14 protein-coding genes are annotated in these 19,348 nt (G+C 61.4%); 6 read left to right on the top strand and 8 right to left on the bottom strand.

Features of this window, described 5'->3' with window-relative positions:
* Nucleotides 1–135: 135 nt before the first annotated feature.
* Nucleotides 136–2,838 carry a bifunctional acetate--CoA ligase family protein/GNAT family N-acetyltransferase gene (locus tag ACP7AL_RS18300; RefSeq protein WP_425993379.1) on the top strand — a complete coding sequence of 901 codons (2,703 nt, stop codon included), beginning with the start codon at nt 136–138 and terminating at the stop codon, nt 2,836–2,838.
* 6 nt (nt 2,839–2,844) lie between these two features.
* Here the strand turns inward: ACP7AL_RS18300 and ACP7AL_RS18295 are convergent, their stop codons facing one another.
* The gene (locus ACP7AL_RS18295; RefSeq protein WP_425993378.1) at nt 2,845–3,900 is read right to left on the bottom strand and encodes an alcohol dehydrogenase; all 1,056 of its coding nucleotides are present in this window, start codon (nt 3,898–3,900) and stop codon (nt 2,845–2,847) included.
* Between the two features lie 209 nt (nt 3,901–4,109).
* Here ACP7AL_RS18295 and ACP7AL_RS18290 point away from each other — a divergent pair, with 209 nt between their 5' ends.
* Complete coding sequence (locus ACP7AL_RS18290; RefSeq protein WP_425993377.1) at nt 4,110–5,018, top strand: LysR family transcriptional regulator; 909 nt, start codon at nt 4,110–4,112, stop codon at nt 5,016–5,018.
* Between the two features lie 24 nt (nt 5,019–5,042).
* Here the strand turns inward: ACP7AL_RS18290 and ACP7AL_RS18285 are convergent, their stop codons facing one another.
* From ACP7AL_RS18285 to ACP7AL_RS18275, 3 genes are all read right to left on the bottom strand, one after another.
* A complete protein-coding gene (locus tag ACP7AL_RS18285; protein ID WP_425993376.1) occupies nt 5,043–5,954 on the bottom strand; it encodes a FecR family protein in 912 nt (303 codons plus the stop codon).
* 12 nt (nt 5,955–5,966) lie between these two features.
* On the bottom strand, nt 5,967–7,289 hold the full coding sequence (locus ACP7AL_RS18280; protein WP_425993596.1) for a tetratricopeptide repeat protein: 1,323 nt from the start codon (nt 7,287–7,289) through the stop codon (nt 5,967–5,969).
* A 166-nt stretch (nt 7,290–7,455) separates the two neighbouring features.
* A complete protein-coding gene (locus ACP7AL_RS18275; RefSeq protein ID WP_425993375.1) occupies nt 7,456–9,243 on the bottom strand; it encodes a glycosyltransferase in 1,788 nt (595 codons plus the stop codon).
* A gap of 89 nt (nt 9,244–9,332) precedes the next feature.
* Between ACP7AL_RS18275 and ACP7AL_RS18270 the strand changes: the two genes are divergently transcribed.
* From ACP7AL_RS18270 to ACP7AL_RS18255, 4 genes are all read left to right on the top strand, one after another.
* On the top strand, nt 9,333–10,502 hold the full coding sequence (locus tag ACP7AL_RS18270) for a glycosyltransferase (RefSeq protein ID WP_425993374.1): 1,170 nt from the start codon (nt 9,333–9,335) through the stop codon (nt 10,500–10,502).
* Nucleotides 10,503–10,632: 130 nt separating this feature from the next.
* The gene (locus ACP7AL_RS18265; protein WP_425993373.1) at nt 10,633–11,046 is read left to right on the top strand and encodes a Zn-ribbon domain-containing OB-fold protein; all 414 of its coding nucleotides are present in this window, start codon (nt 10,633–10,635) and stop codon (nt 11,044–11,046) included.
* Between the two features lie 4 nt (nt 11,047–11,050).
* Nucleotides 11,051–12,190, top strand: a complete 1,140-nt coding sequence (locus ACP7AL_RS18260; RefSeq protein WP_425993372.1) for a thiolase C-terminal domain-containing protein — start codon at nt 11,051–11,053, stop codon at nt 12,188–12,190.
* A gap of 23 nt (nt 12,191–12,213) precedes the next feature.
* Complete coding sequence (locus ACP7AL_RS18255) at nt 12,214–13,134, top strand: SDR family NAD(P)-dependent oxidoreductase (protein WP_425993371.1); 921 nt, start codon at nt 12,214–12,216, stop codon at nt 13,132–13,134.
* 18 nt (nt 13,135–13,152) lie between these two features.
* Here ACP7AL_RS18255 and ACP7AL_RS18250 read toward each other — a convergent pair whose 3' ends face one another.
* The 4 genes from ACP7AL_RS18250 to ACP7AL_RS18235 all read right to left on the bottom strand — a co-directional run bounded on the left by ACP7AL_RS18250 (nt 13,153) and on the right by ACP7AL_RS18235 (nt 19,312).
* On the bottom strand, nt 13,153–13,941 hold the full coding sequence (locus ACP7AL_RS18250; RefSeq protein WP_425993370.1) for a crotonase/enoyl-CoA hydratase family protein: 789 nt from the start codon (nt 13,939–13,941) through the stop codon (nt 13,153–13,155).
* Between the two features lie 24 nt (nt 13,942–13,965).
* Entirely contained in the window at nt 13,966–16,779 is a 2,814-nt protein-coding gene (gene ppc / locus ACP7AL_RS18245) for a phosphoenolpyruvate carboxylase (protein ID WP_425993369.1), read from the bottom strand.
* A gap of 167 nt (nt 16,780–16,946) precedes the next feature.
* Nucleotides 16,947–18,491: an acyl-CoA synthetase gene (locus ACP7AL_RS18240; RefSeq protein ID WP_425993368.1), complete on the bottom strand. Its 1,545-nt coding sequence runs from the start codon at nt 18,489–18,491 to the stop codon at nt 16,947–16,949.
* Nucleotides 18,492–18,502: 11 nt separating this feature from the next.
* Entirely contained in the window at nt 18,503–19,312 is an 810-nt protein-coding gene (locus tag ACP7AL_RS18235; protein ID WP_425993367.1) for a crotonase/enoyl-CoA hydratase family protein, read from the bottom strand.
* Nucleotides 19,313–19,348: the final 36 nt, after the last annotated feature.

Below are 19,348 nucleotides of genomic sequence, written 5' to 3'. Positions count from 1 at the left end.
ACCATGTTCTGTAACAAGGTGGACGCGGCGGCCGCCTGAGGAATCGCGGCATGCGACCTCATGCCCTTGGACCGGCACCGGCGCATTTGCCGCCCAATTGCGATAGCCTGTGACGACGATGGCCCGAGACCTTCCATGAGCACGTACCGCCTCGACCACCTGTTTTCGCCACGTTCGATCGCAATCGTCGGCGGAAGCTCGAAGCCCGCGTCCGTTGGCGGCGCAACGTTGCGCAACCTGCTCGCTGGCGGTTTCAGCGGACCGATCTACATCGTCAACCGCAAGCATTCCGAAATCGAAGGCATCAAGACGTTCCGCGACATCAAGGACATTCCAGAGATACCCGATCTCACGATCATCTCGACGCCGCCCTCCGCCATTCCGGATATCGTGAAAACCGCAGGCGCCCGCGGACACCCGGCCGCGATGGTGCTCTCCGCCGGCCTCGGCGTCGGCACAGGATCTTACACGGAGGCGATCGCACAGGCGGCTCGAAAAACCGGCTTGCGCCTGATCGGACCATCGCTCGGCGTTCTGGTGCCTCGCGTGAAGCTGAACGCCAGCTTTGGATCGCGTTTGCCACAAAACGGCGATCTCGCTCTGATTTCGCAGTCCGGCGCGATTTCGACCGCACTGGTCGAATGGGCCGCGAACCGTAATGTCGGTTTCTCCGCCATCGTTTCGACGAGTGAAAATCTCGACGTCGATTTTGGCGATCTGCTCGACTATTTCGCACTCGACTCCGACACGCGCGCCATCCTGCTCTACGTGGAGTCGATCAGCGACGTGCGAAAATTCATGTCGGCGGCGCGCGCCGCCGCGCGCGTCAAACCCGTGGTCGCCATCAAGTCGGGGCGTCATTCGCAAGGCGCGCGCGCGGCTGCAACCCATACCGGTGCGCTTGCCGGGTCGGATGCCGTCTACGATGCCGCGTTTCGACGCGCCGGCCTGCTGCGCGTGCTTGACCTCGACGAGCTTTTCTCCGCCGCTGAAACACTGGGACATTTGCAATCGTCCCATGGCCACCGCCTTGCGATCGTCACCAATGGTGGGGGCCTTGGCGTGCTCGCGGTCGATCGGCTGATCGACCTCGGCGGTGAGCTTGCGGGCTTGTCCGAAGACGTCAAGAAAAGCCTCGACAAGGTTCTGCCTGAGCGATGGTCCGGCGCAAATCCTGTCGACATTCTGGGTGATGCGGATGGCGAACGCTATGCGAAGGCCTGCGAGCTTGTGCTTGGGGATACGGCGAACAATGCGGTCCTGATCATGAACTCGCCCAACACGCTGGCCTCACCGGTCGAGTGCGCGAAGGGCGTGGTCGCCGCCGTGAAGAAGTTCCGCGCCGAGACCTATTCCCGCAAACCGGTCTTCGCCGCCTGGGTCGGTGACAACGGGGCCGCCTCCGCAGTGTTCGGGGAAGCGGGAATTCCGCATTTTCCCAGCGAAGCCGATGCCGTGCGCGGCTTCATGCACATCGTGCGCTATCGCGAAGCTCTCGACGTCGCGATGCAGACGCCGCCCAGCCTGCCGGAGGACTTCGTGCCGGATGTGGCGGCGGGGCGTGAGATCATTCAGAACGCGTTGCGAGACCGGCGCAGTTGGCTCAATCCGATCGAAATCAATGACCTGTTCGCAGCCTATTCGATCCCCATCGCATCCGCAGTGCTCGCGCAGGATCCGGATCAGGCGGCGCGTGCCGCGACACCTATCCTGGCAGAAGGCAATACAGTTGTCGTCAAGATCAGCTCGCCGGACATCTTAAACAAGTCCGATGTCGGCGGCGTGCGCCTGAACCTGACCAGCGAGCGCGCGGTTCACGACGCAACCGACGATATCCTGCAACGGGCCCGCAAGATGCGGCCGAAAGCCCGCATCGACGGCGTGACGATCCATCCAATGATCTTGCGTCCGCGCGCGCGAGAGCTGATCGCGGGTCTCGCCGACGACCCGACCTTCGGACCGGTGGTCGTGTTCGGACGCGGCGGTACGGCAGTTGAGGTCATCAACGACAAGGCGCTGGCGCTTCCGCCGCTGGACCTCAATCTGGCAAAGAGCCTGATTGCCCGCACCCGTGTCTCGCGGATCCTCAAGAGCTACCGCGACGTTCCTGCAGCGGACGAAGGCGCGGTCGCGCTGATCCTCGTCAAGATCGCGCAAATGGCAGCAGACCTGCCGGAAATCCGCGAACTCGACATCAATCCGCTGCTGGCCGACAAGGATGGCGTCATCGCTGCGGACGCACAGGTCTCGATCGCGCCGCTGAGCGAAGCGCTCCGCGGCTCAGGTCACTACCGCTTCGCGATCCGGCCATATCCGAAAGAATGGGAACGGCACACCACGCTGAAGGATGGCCGGCACATCTTCGTGCGTCCGGTCCGGCCCGAGGATGAGCATCTTTATCCAGAATTCTTTTCGCATGTTAGCCAGGAAGACATCCGGCTGCGGTTCTTCTCCGCGATGAAGGAACTCTCTCACCCGTTTATCGCGCGCCTGACGCAGCTCGACTACGCTCGCGCAATGGCCTTCATCGCTATCGAAGAAACCACCGGCAAGATGCTCGGCGTAGTGCGGCTTCACACCGAGGCCGACTTTTCCAGCGCCGAGTTCGCCGTGCTGGTCCGGTCTGACCTCAAGGGCGTGGGGCTTGGCCTGCTATTCATGAAAATGATTATTGAATACGGGAACGCGGAAGGCGTGCGTGCGATCCGCGGCCAGGTCCTGAGCCGGAACACCAGAATGCTCGATATGTGCCGGCGGCTCGGGTTTCAGATAGGGCCCGATCCGCAAAACTCGGACATCTCGCTTGTCGTTCTGCCGCTGGCGGAACGGGCCAAGTAGTTTGCGTCAGGGAACGAGCACAGCGCGGCCGACAAGCTTGCCCTTCTTCAGGTCGTTGAGCGCGGCATCGGCGTTCGTCAGCGGCATTCTGGTAACCGGAATCGGTGCGATCTTCTTCTCTCGCACCAGATCGATCAGCTCCTGCGTCTCACGCAGGTTGCCGACGTAACTGCCCTGAATCGTGATTGCCTTGATCGGAATCAGCGGCAGGGCCCACGGCGCGCCGCCGCCGAACAGCCCGACCATGACAAGCTTGCCGCCCTTGCTGAGACAATCGAAACCAAGCTGAGCCGTCGCGGCGTTGCCGACCAGATCGATTGCGCCAAGAACGGGCCTGCCTGCCTTCGCTGCAATCTGCTGCAAGGCATCCGGTGCAGCGCCATTGACGAATCCGAGCGCACCGGCGTCCTCGGCAGGCTTCCGCTTGCTCTCATCGATATCGACAACGATAGCGCCCTTGCCGCCCATGGCTTTCAGGATCGACAGCGCCATCAGACCCAGCCCGCCCGCACCGAAGATCACGATGGGCTGGTCCAGAATCGATTCAAGCTTCCTGATCGCACTGTACGTCGTCACGCCTGAGCAGGCATACGGCGCAGCCGTTACCGGATCGAGCCCCTTCAGATCGAGCAGATAACGCGGATGCCGTACCGTGATGTGATCCGCATAGCCGCCGTCGCAATACACACCGATCGAATTCGGCTTGACGATGCACATGTTTTCATCGCCTGCCTTGCAGGTCGCGCATTCGCCGCAGCCGAGCCAGGGATATACCAGCCGCACGTCGCCGATGGACACGCCCTTCGCGTCGGGCCCGAACGCAACGACTTCGCCAACCGTTTCATGTCCCATGGTCAACGGCAGCGATACTCCGCGATCCTTCAGGGACAGCGGCTTGCGGCCATGCCCCAGATCGTAGCCGCCCTCCCAGATATGCAGATCGCTGTGACAGACGCCCGCGGCTTTGACCTTCAGCAGAACCTGTGTGCCTTCAGGCTTCGGGGTCGCGATGTCCACTTCCGTCAACGGTGCGTTGAATTCAGTGACCTTGAAACTCTTCATCGCGTCTCTCCCTTTTCTTATGCAGCCGTCTGCGGCGCGGATGCTGTTCGGGCGCGAGTAGAGGCGAGCCAAGGTAACCCTGTCAATATGGCGCGGCACCCTGCCCGTCCCACTGCCAGATGAACCTTGGCCGCAGGCTCCTTATGGATTACCCAAGACTGGCCGGCACAACGCTTTAGTCTCGCCGGCGGCGACCGAGAGTAGCTGCAATGACCGACCAGTTTGACTGGAATCTTGTGCGATCATTTCTGGCCATCACGCGCACCGGCAGCATGACGGCGGCAGCGAAACGGCTGAAGATCGATTATTCGACACTCAGCCGGCGTATCGCCGCACTGGAAACATCGCTGGGCTCGCAATTGTTCGACCGCCGCACCAGCGGCTCGTCGCTGACCGAGGCCGGTGAGCGGCTGCTCGAAATGGCCGAGCAAATGGATCAGCTTGCGACCTCGGCCGCGCAATCGATCGGCGACTCGAAAGCGCAAGCCACCGGCGCGGTACGCATCGGCACGCCCGATGGTTTCGGAACCAAATTCCTTGCGCCACGGCTCGGCGAACTCAGCGATCGCCACCCGGATCTCACCATCGAACTCGTGGCGATGCCGCGCGAATTTAATCTCTCCCGCCGCGAAGCCGACATCGCAGTGAGCCTGACGCAACCGACCGAAGGACGGCTGCATGGGCGCAAGCTGACGGATTACGAACTCGGTCTCTACGCGTCGCACGACTATCTGGCTAACCATCCTGCCGTGGAGACGGCCGCAGACGTGCCGACTCATCGATTCATTTCATACATCGACGATCTGATCTTCTCGCCCGAACTGGAATACGCGCATTTCGTATCGCCGGATTTGCGCCCGGCGATCAAGAGCTCGAACCTTATCGCACAGCTCAACTCCACCCTCGCCGGCGCAGGCCTGTGCGTGCTGCCGTGCTTCATCGCGCAAACCGAGCCGGAGCTTGTGCGGGTGCTGCCCAATTTTCGTCTGATCAGGACATTCTGGCTGTTGCTGCACAGCGACCTGCGCAATATCGCGCGCGTGCGGGTCACCGCGGATTTCATCGCCGAACAGGCGAGCAAGGCTCAGGCGCTGTTCATGCCGAACGGGCAGAAGTAAACCGGCCGGCGTTCGTCCTGCGGTCTAGTAGCAATATCCGTAACAGCCGCCCGGATTTGTATTCGGGGGCGGGTTGACCTGATTGGTCTGGTTCGACTGCGACTTGTTTTTCGCGATGGCGTTGCCGCCGTCGAAGATCGAGAAATATCCGAGCGGATCCGTGCCGGGCGGCTTCGCAGGGTCAGTGACGATGGTCTTGCCGAAGCCGAGCCGCGCGGCCATCTGGTCGGTCGGCAGATCGGACACGCCGCCGGTCTGGCCGGGCCCGCTGGTCAGCGCGGCCATGATCTTCTGCAGCAGGAAATCTGGAATCGGGAACGGCTCAGGAATCGGATCATTCGGACCTGACACCCACGTCATGTATCCGGGGCGAACGATCACTGAGCCGACATTGTTCTTGATGACCACCGAGCCGACGTGGCCGATGACGATCTCGCCCTTCGCCTGTGCGAGCTTCGGATCGGAGCCGGCGAACCCCGGCGGGATCGGATAAACCACCGTCGCCACGCCGCCGCGGATGCCCAGCGTCGCAACCGGGGTGTTCACCGTAACGCCTGCGGTATGACTGATCTGCCCGCCGACGAAGCGCATCACGCCCTTGGAGACTGTCGCCACCATCTTGCCGGTCCCGGCAGCCGGATCGTAGACGTACTCGTCGATCACGATATTGCTGTTGCGGCCGACATTCAGGGTCGAGGTGTCGGGAAACATGATCTGCGTCGATCCCTGTGCCGACGTCTGAACCCGCTCCTTGTAGATGATGTTGGTGCCGATGGTGAGCGTGCGCGTTCCGGCGCCCGGCGGCGTCCCGGTTGCATCGAGATTGACGGCACCGACCCGTCCCGAGTTTTGTGCGTTAGCAGCCGGAATAAGCGCCGTCGTGGAGAGCAGCACCGTCAGAAACGACGTTAGATATGTCTCTTTGGAAAATAACATCTGCTGCTACCCTCAGAAACGAGCGGTCGGACCGAACATCACGGAGAAATTATCCAGGCGATAGTTCGGCAGCGAGGAATTGGTCTTGTCGTACTGAACCGCGGCCGAGATGCCGAAATTCTTCGTCACTGGCGCGTTGAACAGCGCACCGACCGACCACTGATGATCGGCGCGCGCGACCAGCGGATCGATGAATGGATTTGCCGCATCGAAGCGTGTGTCGATCCATCGTGCGAACGGCGCAATGCTCCAGTTGCGCGACATCCAGACGAACGGCGGCGCGAACTCCAGCGTCAAGGCCGCTTCAATCGCCCACTGATCGAATGACTGATACACCAATAGAGAGTCGCCGCGCCGGTAGAGTCCGCGCGCGTCGAGCTTGATCTGTTGCGCGATGTTCCAGCTCGCCGAAAGGCTGGTCGTATACCAGTCGCCGGAGTTGAAGCCCGCGACAGGATCAATGGTCCTGAAATCCGCACGGCGCCATTCGAAATCGGGGGCCAACGTGAATTTGTCGTTCACCGGAATTTTCAGGCCGACGCCGGCGCCGGCGGTCGAAAAGTACGAGGCCCCGCCAACCCAGGTGTTTCCGCCGACAACATAAGGCTTGATGGTCACGCCCGGCAGAAGTTCCGGCGCGAGCGCGAGCCGCGGACCAAAGCTGACATCGACGAAGCCGACGTTCAGATCCTTCAGGCGCGATTGCTCGGTGAGATATCCAATGGCGCGCGTTTCGAGAATGTCGCCGCGCTGGTTTTGCAAATCATAGTCGTGGCTCAGGCCGACCAGCCCGAACCAGTTGATGTCGGCCTTCCGCTGCGCGGTCGGCAGCAACGCCAGATCCTGACCGCCGAGGCGCAGGACACCGCCGCCAGGCGCGAAGCTCGCATTGCTCTGCGAGCGGATGCCGGTCTGCGCAAATCCGGAAAACCGGCTCGGTTGAAGCTGCTTCTCGGTGTCGGGCAGATAAGTTTCGATGCGCTCCTTGGTGATCGCATCGATGTCCGGGCTCGCGAGAGCTTCCTTGAAATACCGCTTTGCCATCTCATAGGAGCCGAGCCGGAAATAAAGCGCGCCAAGTTCGTATTTCACGCGCGTCAATCTGGTATTGTAGAACAGCAGCCGCTCGAGCGCGCCGATCGCGGCTTCGTAATCCCCGCGCGTGGTCGCAACCTTCACATAGGCAAACGTAATTTCGTGGTTGCCCGGATTGCGGACCATCTGCTGAAACAGGTTCTGCTGCTCAGACGCATCCTGCGCGCGTGCAAGTCCTGCATGGGCGAAAAAGACTAGTGCGCAAACAGCCCAGATGCTGCGGGCCGGCACGGGGTGCATCCGCGAAGCTGTCAAAAAAGGAAATACTCGAAACCACATTTCAAAAATTCCCGCCGTCAATGACTACGGAAAAACCATAAAAGCAGTCTTTGATCAACGCTGTACGGCCCGTATCCAGTGGCCGAATTGATACAGCCGGAAGAAAAACAGGCCGTATGGAACCAGGTTAATCCTGCCTCTGACGTACGCATTGGTACATGTGCGCCGTCCATCGGTTCAATTCGCGGAAAGAAATTTTCGCCGGGAAATCAGCGCCTAGGCCGTATTTCCGGATTTGGCTATCGAGGAAAGAGGCTTCGGGCGGAGCAAGATCGTGCGGTATCCCGGCACGCCGCCATGCGTCATCGTGAAGATGCAGGAACTGAAAATCGTTGCACAATCGACTCAATTTCTCGGCCCTGTCCGGATTGAACAAATCCGGCACGTCGAACCACGAGACGGGACCGAGAGGCATCCTGCCTAAAATTTTACCGTTCAGCTTATGCCGCTCGATGAGCAACGTGAGCAACGCCGAACCTGATTCTTCCCAGCCGTCCCATGAATCCGAAAGGCGTTCAGTTTCCGCGAGCGCTTCGGTGAGCAATCCATGTCCCACAGGAAATTTCAGAACACCTGTCGGCACGCGCCCGAAAACATCGAGCCCGGCGAAGAAAACATCGCCCGCTGGAAGATCTGCCTTGAGAAGAAGAACATCAGGATCAATCCACCATCCGCCCATCTTCCGAAGCAGCGCATACCGGAGGAGATTCGCGTGAATGGCGAAGGCGCCCTCCTCGCCTAACGGCCTCAGGACGAACTCGCGCGGGAGAATTTCCGCCGCATCCTCCACGGATATCCAGCTTGGGGCGTTCAGGTCGCGATTGTAGGAAAACACCTCAACGCGATGTCCACTCGCCGCAAAGCTCTTCAAACACATCAACTGATAGGGACTGATCGCGTCGCCATGCCAGAAAGTTCTGACCGTTTGCGGATCGGCGGCACACGGATGATCCGCCTGCTGCGAAATCCGAGTATGACCGAAGGGGCGCTGGCCCGGTTGCCAGCCGTTGATCTGGATGGATCGGGCCAGTTCATCCAGCGCATCATAGGGCACGCTTTGGGTAGAAAGCTTTTGCTTGAGCTCCTTCATCACCCAGAACTCGCGAAACCATCCTTCAACGGCCTCATATGATAGCCGTGCGCCCTGCGGAACATCGATTCCAAAGCGTTTGAACAGCAAATCCAGGAAACTGTCTTCGGGCGGCCCCAGATTTTTGGGGATGCGCAGCGCACGCCACAGATCATTCCAGAGATGCACGAAGTCGCTTGAAGCCAATCGTGCCAGAGCCGCCTCGCATTGAGCGGGATCGAAGAACATCAGGACTTCGTTGGGATGAATCTCGTACGCGCTGACTTTCGGGCGAACCAGATGATCGATCGCATACTCGGTCGAGAGGCGCGTGATGAGCTTCGGTCCGACGATGCCGTGATCGGCTCCCGGTGCGGCCGTACCTGCCGCCGGCAGCAACCTCATCGCCTCATCGATCGCAGCCGTCATGATCGGTGACCCTGCGGGAAACTTCATGACAGCGGCGTTGACGATGCCGTCCTCCTGATATGCAAGATAAATCTTGTCGTCGGGCAATGCTGCTTTCATCACCACGATGTCGAGATCCATATACCAGCCGCCAAATTTCTGGATGGCGAGATACCTGAACAGATCGGAATGCAAAGCGAGCGAAAGATCCCCGTCCTTGTGATGGAATTGATAGAGCGGGCCGGACAGAACCTCGCGCGCGTCAACAAGTTCAACGCCTTCAGGTACGATCAGATTTTTATTGTAGGTGTACAACAATACACGCGCACCCGACGCGACCGCGCTCCGCAGCGACAACTCTTCGTAGTAGCTGGGATTTGGTCCCGTCCAAAAAGTTCGCACTTCCTGGCGGGGCTTCATAGGAGAGGACGGCTGCATGCGATGTTCGATTGCCTTTTGATGCTCAGTCATTATAGCCAGTATTCCGGCCTGCGTTGTCAACGCAAAGTGGAAAGCAAAGCGCCGCTATGAAGACCGTTCTGTTTGCCTGGGAGCACGGCGGCGGGTTTGGCCATATCGCTAATCTGGGACGCTTCGCTGCGCTGCTGAAGCGGCCCGATGTGCGCGCGGTCTTTGCGCTCAAAAATCCGGAAGCAGCATATCTGCTGGATGCAAATGCAGAGGTTCTTCAGGCTCCGCCGTGGCCGACGGCACAATCATTCCGCTCAACTGCCACGATGCACGATCAACTGGCCTCGGCCGGTTTGAGTGATGAGCATGGCCTGCGATCGCTGCTGCAATCGTGGGACAACATCCTGAAAGCCGTCTCTCCCGATCTTGTCGTCGCGGACTATGCACCCGCTGTGAGCTTGATGGCGCGCGGCCGGATTCCGCTGATCATTGTCGGGAATGGATACACAGCGCCCCCTGGTGGCATGACCAGATTTCCGCCGCTCCATCGCGTTCATCCGCCGCGCTGGCGCGAGGAAGAAACGCTGGAGACGGTCAACCGCGTGCTGCAATCCCTGGCCCGGCCACCGCTCGAGCGGCTGCCGCAGATATTCGCCGGCGACGCGCAGATTGTTCTGACGTTTCCGGTGCTCGACCCCTACGATCTGCAAAGATCGGAACCTCTCGCGGGCCCGATCATCGACAGTCCGCCGCTTGAACCCAAGAAGAATGCAGATGACATCTTCGTCTACCTGTCGCGAGCCGTGTTATCCGCGCTACCCTTCGATCTTGTTTCGGCATTGCTCCCCGTTGCTGAACGTCTGGTCATTTCCGCTCCAGACCTCGCGAGCGAGCGGTCCGAAAATCTGTTGCGTCGCGGAGCACGTGTCTTCACGCAGCACCTGCCGCTCAGCGAAACACTGGCATCGGCGCGGCTTGCGATTCACTTCGGTGGGGGCGGACTGGCGGCGCATGCCATCGCCGCCGGCGTTCCTCAGCTGGTCGTTGCGACCCATATCGAACAGCTTCTGAACGGACTTCAACTCGAGAAGGCAGGCCTCGGAAAAGTCATCGACAGTTTCGTGCCGCAGGTCGACATCTCGAAGCCGCTGGAAGCGATCCTTACTGACGATCATATCCGACAGCAGACCGCGAAGGCCGGTCACGAACATCGCGACATGCTGAAAACAATGAAGCCGCTGGAAACATTTGAAGCCGCTGCCTTGAGACTTCTCGGCAATAGCTGAGCGCCGCTCAGCAACCCTGCATGCCCGCCCTTATTTTCCGGCGCAGGAAGGCCACTTGCCTCGGCGGGGAATACCTGCATAAAGTTAATCGACCAATTAACAAAAGCAAACGATCAGGGAGAGACTGCAGATGGCTGCACCTTCGCGCGCCTTGCCGGTGCCAACGCCCGAAACCCAGCATTTCTGGGACGGCACACAGTCAGGGGAACTTCGTCTGCAGCGCTGCGACGATTGCTCCAACGTCTATTTCCCGCCCCGCCCGTTCTGCCCGTCCTGTGCGTCGCGCAAGGTAAGCGTCTTCAAGGCCAGCGGCAAAGGCAAGCTCTACAGCTACGTGATCAATCATCGCCCCGCCGCGCCGGGATTTACGCCGCCTTACGCCATCGCCGTGGTTGAACTCGATGAAGGTCCGCGGATGATGAGCAATATTCTCGATTGCCCGCAGACGCCCGAAGCGCTCGTGCTCGACATGAAACTCGAAGTCGCATTCGAGAAAGTCAGCGACAAGATCACCCTTCCCCAGTTCCGCCCGGCGAAGGGTTAAGACCATGCGCAGAAATCAGGTTGCCGTCGTCGGCGCGGCCGAAACCACCAAACTTGGCGTCATCCCCGACATGTCGCAAATCCAGTTGCATGCGGACGCCGCGCTCAACGCGCTGGCGGATGCGGGACTGAAGCTGTCGGACATCGACGGTATCGCCACTGCGGTCGAAACGCCGCAACAGCTCGCACACTACCTCGGCATCACGCCGACCTGGGTTGACGGCACGTCGGTCGGTGGCTGTTCGTTCATGCTGCATGTCCGCCACGCCGCGGCGGCGATCGAGGCCGGCCTGTGCAAGACGGTCCTCATCACCCACGCAGAAAGCGGCAAGTCGATGATAGGCAAACTGCCGCGCTCGATTCCTCCCGACAGCCTGCAGGGCCAGTTCGAAGCCCCCTTCGGCGTCTACGGTCCGCCCAGCATGTTCCCGATTCCCGTGCTGCGCTACATGAAGACCTACGGCATCACCCACGAGCAGATCGCGATGGTGTCGGTGGTTCAGCGTGAATGGGCCGCGAAGAACCCGCGCGCGATGATGAAGGACCCGATCACGGTCGAGGATGTACTCAACTCGCGGATGATCGCTTACCCGTTCCGCATTCTTCAGTGCTGCCTCGTCACCGATGGCGGCGGCGCGCTGATCCTGACCAGTGCCGACCGCGCCAAGGATTTCCCGCGAAAGCCGGTCTACATCCTCGGCACCGGCGAGAGCGTTGAGACGCCGATGGTCAGCCAGATGGAAACGTTCAACTCGTCTCGCGCGTTCAAGGTGGCGGGCCCGACGGCGTTCCGCGAGGCCGGCATCGCCCACAAGGACGTCGATCACCTGATGATCTACGATGCCTTTGCGCATCTGCCGCTGTTCGGCCTCGGCGATCTCGGCTTCATGCCGCATGAGGAAACCGGCAAGTTCATCGCCGACCGCAACACCGCCATCGGCGGCAAGCTGCCGATGAACACCAATGGCGGCGGCCTCAGCTACATGCATTCGGGCATGTATGGAATGTACGCCTTGCAGGAAAGCGTGCGGCAGATGCGCGGCATTGCACCGGCACAGGTCCCGGGCGCGAAGATTTCGGTCTGCCATGGCGTCGGCGGCATGTTCGCCGCCAGCGGCACCATCATTTTCACCAACGAACGCTGACAGCGAAAACAGGAGCCAACATCATGTCGAACAAGAAATCGCTGGACGGCAAGGTCATCGTCGTCACCGGCGCAGGCCGTGGCATCGGCCGTGAGATCGCGCTGCTCGCCGCCGCCGAGGGCGCCAAGGTCGTGGTCAACGATCCCGGCGTCGCCGCCGACGGATCGGGCACCAACGCGGCACCCGCAGAGGAAGTCGTTGAGGAAATCAAGAAACGCGGCGGTACCGCCGTCGCCAACTTCGAGTCCGTTGCCGAAGCGATCCCCGCCAGCAAGATCATCAAGCAGGCCATCGACACTTACGGCAAGCTGGATGGCGTGGTGAACAACGCTGGCATCCTGCGCGACGCAATCTTCCATCGCATGAGCGTCGAGGCGTTCGAATCCGTCATCAAGGTCCACCTGCTCGGCTCATTCTACACCTCGCACGCGGCTGCCCGCATTTTCCGCGAACAGGAGAGCGGCGCGTTCGTGCACTTCACGTCGACATCGGGCCTGATCGGCAATTTCGGCCAGGCGAACTATTCCGCCGCCAAGCTCGGCATCGTCGGCCTCTCGAAGTCGATCGCGCTCGACATGGAGCGCTTTAACGTGCGCTCGAACTGCGTGTCGCCGTTCGCATGGAGCCGTCTGATCGGCACCATTCCGACCGAAACCGAGGAAGAAAAGGCCCGTGTCGCGCGCATGCAGCAGATGGGCCCGGAGAAGATCGCGCCGTTGTCGGTGTTCCTGCTCAGCGATGCCGCCAAGGACGTCACCGGGCAGATTTTCGCGGTCCGCATGAACGAAATCTTCCTGATGGGTCAATCGCGCCCGCTGCGCTCGATCCACCGCGATGGCGGCTGGACCCCGCAGACCATTGCCGAACACGGCATGCCCGCGCTGAAATCGTCGTTCTACAAGCTCGACCGCTCCGCCGACATCTTCTCGTGGGACGCGATCTAGGAGAACGGGCGGCCGGCCTTACCTGAAGGACCCGTGCCGCCCCTGTCCGCTGGCGAACCGTTTGGCGCCTTCCAGCGTTTCGCCGGAACCGATCACACCGAGACCACCCTGCATCTCGTCGTTGATCGCATCCTCTTCTTCGAGATCCCATTGACGCAGCGCCGAACGCTTGTCGTTGCGCAGGCAGGCCTGGGGAAACCGCGCCAATTCCTGCGCCAAAGCGACCGCATGCATCCGCGCCTCGCCTTTCGGCACAAGCCGATTGGCAATCCCGATGTCGAACGCTTCCTTGGCATCGACCGGCCGTCCGGTGAGGATCAAATCCATCGCGCGTGAATGGCCGATCAGACGCGGCAGCCGGATGGTGCCGAGATCGATCAGCGGCACACCGAAGCGGCGGCAGAAGATGCCGAAGGTCGCGCCCTCACCGACCACGCGCATGTCGGCCCATAGCGCCAGTTCCATGCCGCCAGCGACGGCGTGCCCCTCGACCGCCGCGATCACCGGCTTGCTGAGACGCAGACGGCTCGGCCCCATCGGCGCGATGGTGTCGTGGCCGCCAAGCTCCCGCTTCTTCTCGCGATCACCGATCGCCACAGCTTTAAGGTCCGCGCCGGCGCAGAACGCGCCGCCAGTGCCCGTGAACACCGCGACTGACGAATTCGGATCGGCATCGAAAGCGCGAAAGGCATCAAACAGTCGGCGCGCCGTGGCGCCATCGACAGCATTCTTGCGGTCCGGCCGATTGATGGAAACGATGGTAACGGGTCCCTCGTGCTCGACAAGAATGGTGTCAGTCTCGGTCATCGATACCTCCCGTTGTTATTGATTTTAGCCGCTGTTGCGCAGCCCCGCGGAAATTCCGTTGATGGTGAGCTGGATGCCGCGAAGCACCTGTTCGTCGGTGCTTTGCGACCGGTGCGCCTGTAACAGTTCGACCTGCACATGGTTCAGCGGATCGAGATACGGGAAACGATTGCGGATCGAACGCTCTAGCAACGGATTTCCCTGCAACAGCCGGTCGTGGCCCATGATGGTCAGCAGCGTCTCGATCGAACCATGCCACTCGGCGCGGATACGACCGAAGATCATGGTGCGCAGCTTCTCGTCCGGCACCAGGTCAGCATAGCGCGACGCGATGGCGATGCTACTCTTGGAGAGCACCATGTCCATGTTCGATAGCAGCGTCTGGAAAAACGGCCACTCGCGATAGAGTTCCTGAAGAAACGCGATGCCCTTGTCCGGATGCTGCTTGACCCATGCATCCACCGCGCTGCCGAAGCCATACCAGCCCGGCAGCATTAGGCGGCATTGCGCCCAACTGAAGACCCAGGGAATCGCGCGCAGGTCTTCGATCCTGCGCGTTTTGGTGCGCGAGGCCGGACGGCTGCCGATATTGAGCGTCGAAATCTCGCTGATAACGGTGGAGGCCCAGAAGTAATCCTCAAAGCCTTCGGTTTCATAGACGAGATTGCGATAGGCCGCATAAGCGAGATTGGATAGTTCCTCCATCGCGGCGATGTATTCGTCACGCGGAGCGGAATGCTTCGGTTGCAACAGACTCGCCTCCAGCGTCGCAGCGGCGAGAATTTCGAGGTTGTGGCGCCCGACATCGGCGTTCGAGTACTTGCTCGAAATGATTTCGCCCTGCTCGGTGATGCGGATCTGCCCGTTCACCGCTCCGCCCGGCTGCGCCAGGATCGCGTCGTAGCTTGGACCGCCGCCGCGGCCGACGGAGCCGCCGCGCCCGTGAAACAGCCGCAGGCGCACGCCATGACGTTCGAACACCTCGACAAGGCTGATCTCGGCTTTGTAAAGCTCCCAGCCCGATGTGACGAAGCCGCCATCCTTGTTGCTGTCGGAATAGCCGAGCATGACCTCCTGAAGACCGCCGCGACTGTCAACGAGACGGCGATATTCCGGCAGCGAGAACAGGCTGTCCATGATCTGCGCGCACTGCCGCAGATCGTCGATGGTCTCGAACAGCGGCACGATGTTGAGACGGCTGGTGCCGTCCGGCGCGACCAATCCCGCTTCCTTCAGGAGAACCGCGACCTCTAGCAGGTCCGACACGCCCTCCGTCATCGAGATGATGCATTGGGGAATGACCCCGCTGCCGAATGTCGCATGAGCTTCCGCCGCCGCGCGCAGCACGGCGAGTTCCTTGATCGTTTCCTCACCGTAAGCGACGAACGGCGAAGCCAGCGGACGCGCGGTGTTCAACTCGCGCGCCAGCAACGCGATGCGCGCGTCTTCCGGCATCTCTCGGTAGCTGGTGCCCGGTGCCGCGGCCTCAAACAATTCGGCGATGGTCCGCTCGTGCACGGCAGAATTTTGCCGCATGTCGAGCGTGGCAAGGTGAAAGCCGAAACAGTCCACCGCCCGGCGCAGATGCCGCAGACGTCCGCGCGCGATCACCAGCGAGTTGTTGGCAACCAGCGACGCATGCAGCACGTCGAGATCGCGCGCAAGTTCATCCGGACCGGCATAGGCCATCGCGGCACCAACCGGCGGCCGGCTGGTTTCGATCTTCAGTTTCAGCGCCGTTGCCGCCAGCCGTGCGTAGATGCCGGAGACCGCGAGCCGGTAAGGCTCGCCGCTGCGATGGGGCGACGGGTCCGGGGATTGCCCCGCAAGGGCACGCAGTTCGGGCGACACGTCCGCAAGGTGGGCTGCGAGCGACAGTTCCGCGCCGAGTTCATGCAGTTCCGCAAGATAGAAGCGAAGGATGCGCGTGGCGTGCAGATTGAGCGCACCGCGCATAACCTCCGCCGTTACGAACGGATTGCCGTCCCGGTCGCCGCCGATCCAGCTTCCCACTTTCAGGAATGTCGCAAGCTCCGGGACATCGTGCGCATCGACGGCAGTGCCGCCCTCTTCGGCCAGACGATCCTCCAGCGAACAGTGCAGCCGAGGCACCTCACGCAGGAACGTGTAGTCATAGAACGAAAGACCGTTGGAAACCTCGTCCAGCACCGTCAGCTTGGTGCGCCTCAAAAGATTGGTCTGCCACAGCGTCACCACGGCGCGGCGCAACTGCTCGTCGCTAGCCGCGATCTCGTCCGCGGTCATCTGGGTCCGGTCGCGGATATTGAGGACGGACGCGATCTCCATCTCGCGATCGATCGTGCTCTTGCGGCGGACTTCGGTCGGATGCGCGGTGAGAACTGGGCTGACCTGCGCCTTGGCAAAGAATCCCCGCAATGCATCGGCATCGATGCCCGCGTCCTGCGCGCGCATGAGCGCCCGCGTCAGGGTGCCCGGGCGCGCGGCGGTGCCCGCCATGTCCTGTGCGCGGCGCTGACGGATGTTGTTCTGGTCTTCGGCGATATTGGCCAGATGCGAGAAATAGCTGAACGCGCGAACGATACGGACGGTGTCGGCGATCGACATGCCGTCGAGAATGGCCTCAAGCTCGCGGCGGGCCGGCTTGTCGTCGTCGCGGTGGAAACGGATCGAGGTCTGCCGGATGCGCTCGACCAGATCGAAAACGTCCGCCCCTTCCTGGTCTCGGACGGTGTCGCCAAGAATGCGCCCCAGCCGCCGGATGTCCGCGCGCAGCAGCGCGTCGTCGTCGGAAGCGGCCGGATCGCCGCCGCGAAACTTTGCGTCCCGGAGATCGGGCTGTTTCGCTTCGTACGACATGACGCCATCCCGTGAAAGGTGTTCCGGTCCTTCTCAAGTCGCAATTTTTCCTCGCGGGCGCAAGCGCCGGAATGCTCATGTCGGGTGCATTCCGCGCAACGATTTTGCGCCCGGCTTTTGATTTTGTCGTGTTTTCTTCACGCCGCCCAAGACCCGCCTGAAACGGCCTAGATTTTGCGCCCCGCCCGCTCCCAATACGGATCGCGTAGCCGCCGTTTGAAGATCTTGCCGGAGTCCTCGCGCGGCAGGCTGGCCTGAACTTCGATGTGCTTGGGCACCTTGTAACCCGCCAGCGAAACCTTGAGTTGCTCACGGATCGCCGCGACGTCGAGCGTCGCACCCGGTTGCGGCTCGACCACCGCCATCAGCGCCTCGCCGAATTCGTCATCGGGAATGCCGAACACGGCACAGTCGTGAACGCCGGGAATTCCGTGCAGCACCGCTTCGATTTCCGCGGGATAGATGTTGACGCCGCCGGAAATCACCATATCGCGCTTGCGGTCACAGATAAAAACATAGCCGTCGGCGTCGATATAGCCAACATCGCCGCTGGTGATGAAACCGTCGCGCTCGATCTCGGACCGCTTCTCGGGCCGGTTGTGATAGGTGAAGTCCGGATTCGTAGCGATGCGTGAGTAGATCTCGCCGATCTCGCCCTGCGGCAGAATCCGGCCATCCTCGCCGAGGAAGCGCAATTCAGCGCCGGGGGAAATCCTGCCCACAGTACCGGGCTTCTTCAACGCATCTTCCGAACTCGCGAACGTCACCGCGCCGGATTCGGTGCTGCCGTAGAATTCGTAGATCACCGGACCGAACCATTCAATCATCGCCCGTTTGACGTCCGCGGGGCATGGCGCTGCTGCATGGATGACGTGGCGCAGCGACGAGACGTCATAGGATTTGCGGACCTGCTCGGGCAGCTTCAGAAGCCGGGTGAACATCGTCGGCACCATGAAGACGTTGTCGATCTTCTGCTGGTCGATGATCCGCAGAAACTCCTCGGCCTCGAAGCGCGGCATCAGGATCGTCACATCACCGAGCCGCCCGGCGCGCAGGCCGAACGCGTTCGGCGCCGAATGATACAGCGGCCCGGGCAGCAAGGCGCGCACGCCCGGCTTCAGTCCATAGATCAGCGCGCGCATCGCTTCCATCGATGCGCTCTGCTCTGGCGTCGGCGCATGGCGCTTCACGCCCTTGGGATGCCCGGTGGTGCCGGACGTGTAGATCATGTTCTGCGGCTGGGGCAGCGCGGGACCGTCGTAAGGCGTTTGCTGCGCGAGCCACGTATCGAAACCGACCGCTCCGCGCGCCGATGCACGCAACGCAGGATCGATCCGGTAGGTGGCAACGATTTCCGGCGGCGGCGGCACGCTGAGCATCGTGACACCCGCAGGAACCACGCCATCGAGCCCATGCAACAGATCGCTGTGACCGATCAGAACGCCCGCACCGGAATCGCCCATGACATAAGCGATCTCGTCCGCTTTGAAGTGCCAGTTGATCGGTACGGCATACGCCCCGAGCGTCATCACCGCATAAGCCGCTTCAAGGAACGCGATATCATTCCGCATCAGGATGCCGACGCTGTCGCCTTGCCTGATGCCGAGCCGCTCAAGCCCGCCCGCGATCAGGCGGGCGCGCTCATTGACCTCATCACGGGACTTGCGGCGATCGCCGCTGACTATCCCCGTCGCTAACGCCGGCGCTGACATGCCGCGTCCGTTCAGTTCGAGCCATCGGCAAATTTCGGCGCGCGCTTCTCGATATTGGCGCGTACCGCCTCGATCTGGTTAGGCGTTCCCATCACCTTCATCTGCTCAACGGATTCCGCCAGCAATGCCGGACCGGGATCGCCGCCAAGACCATTGAGCATCCGCTTGATGCCGCGAATGGCGTCCGGATTTTTGCCGGCGATCTCGCGCGCGGCCGCCAGAGCCTCCGTGCGCGGGTCGTCGCAAATCCGCGTCGCAAGGCCATAACTCATTGCCTCTTGCGCGGAGAAAATCCGGCCGGTGAAGGCAAGGTCGCGCAGGATGTCGTCGCGCACGAGACGGGCGAGGATCGGCGTTCCCGCCATATCAGGCACCAGACCCCATTTGATTTCCGTCACAGACATTCGCGTGTCAGGCGCGAGGAAACGCATATCTGCGCCGATCGCCAACTGGAAACCGCCACCGAATGCAACGCCATGCACGGCCGCGATCACCGGCACGGGCAGCTGCCGCCAGCCCCACACCGCCTGCTGCGAGTGATTGGCCAGACCGTGCGTCCGCTTGGCAAGATCGCGCAGATCGCTGGTGCCGTCGTTCATTGCGGCAAAACGCCCCATATCGAGGCCGGCGCAGAACGCACGGCCCTCGCCGGACAGCACCACAGCACGCAGATCTTTTTCGGTCCTGAACTGCTCAGCCGTGTCCACCAACGCATTGAACATCGCAGCGTCCAGTGCATTCATCTTGTCGGCACGGACCAGCCGGACATCGGCAACCCCCTCCGACATCGAAACCGTGATGCGCTCGCTGGTGGCTGTCATGGCGTTCTCCCTCAGTTTTTGATCTCTTCTCTTTAC

The organism is Afipia sp. DC4300-2b1 (genome assembly GCF_049895725.1).
In the GTDB taxonomy this organism is placed as follows: domain Bacteria; phylum Pseudomonadota; class Alphaproteobacteria; order Rhizobiales; family Xanthobacteraceae; genus Afipia; species Afipia broomeae.
The sequence above is the reverse complement of the archived record's forward strand: the minus strand, read 5'-3'. Positions and strand labels throughout refer to the sequence as shown.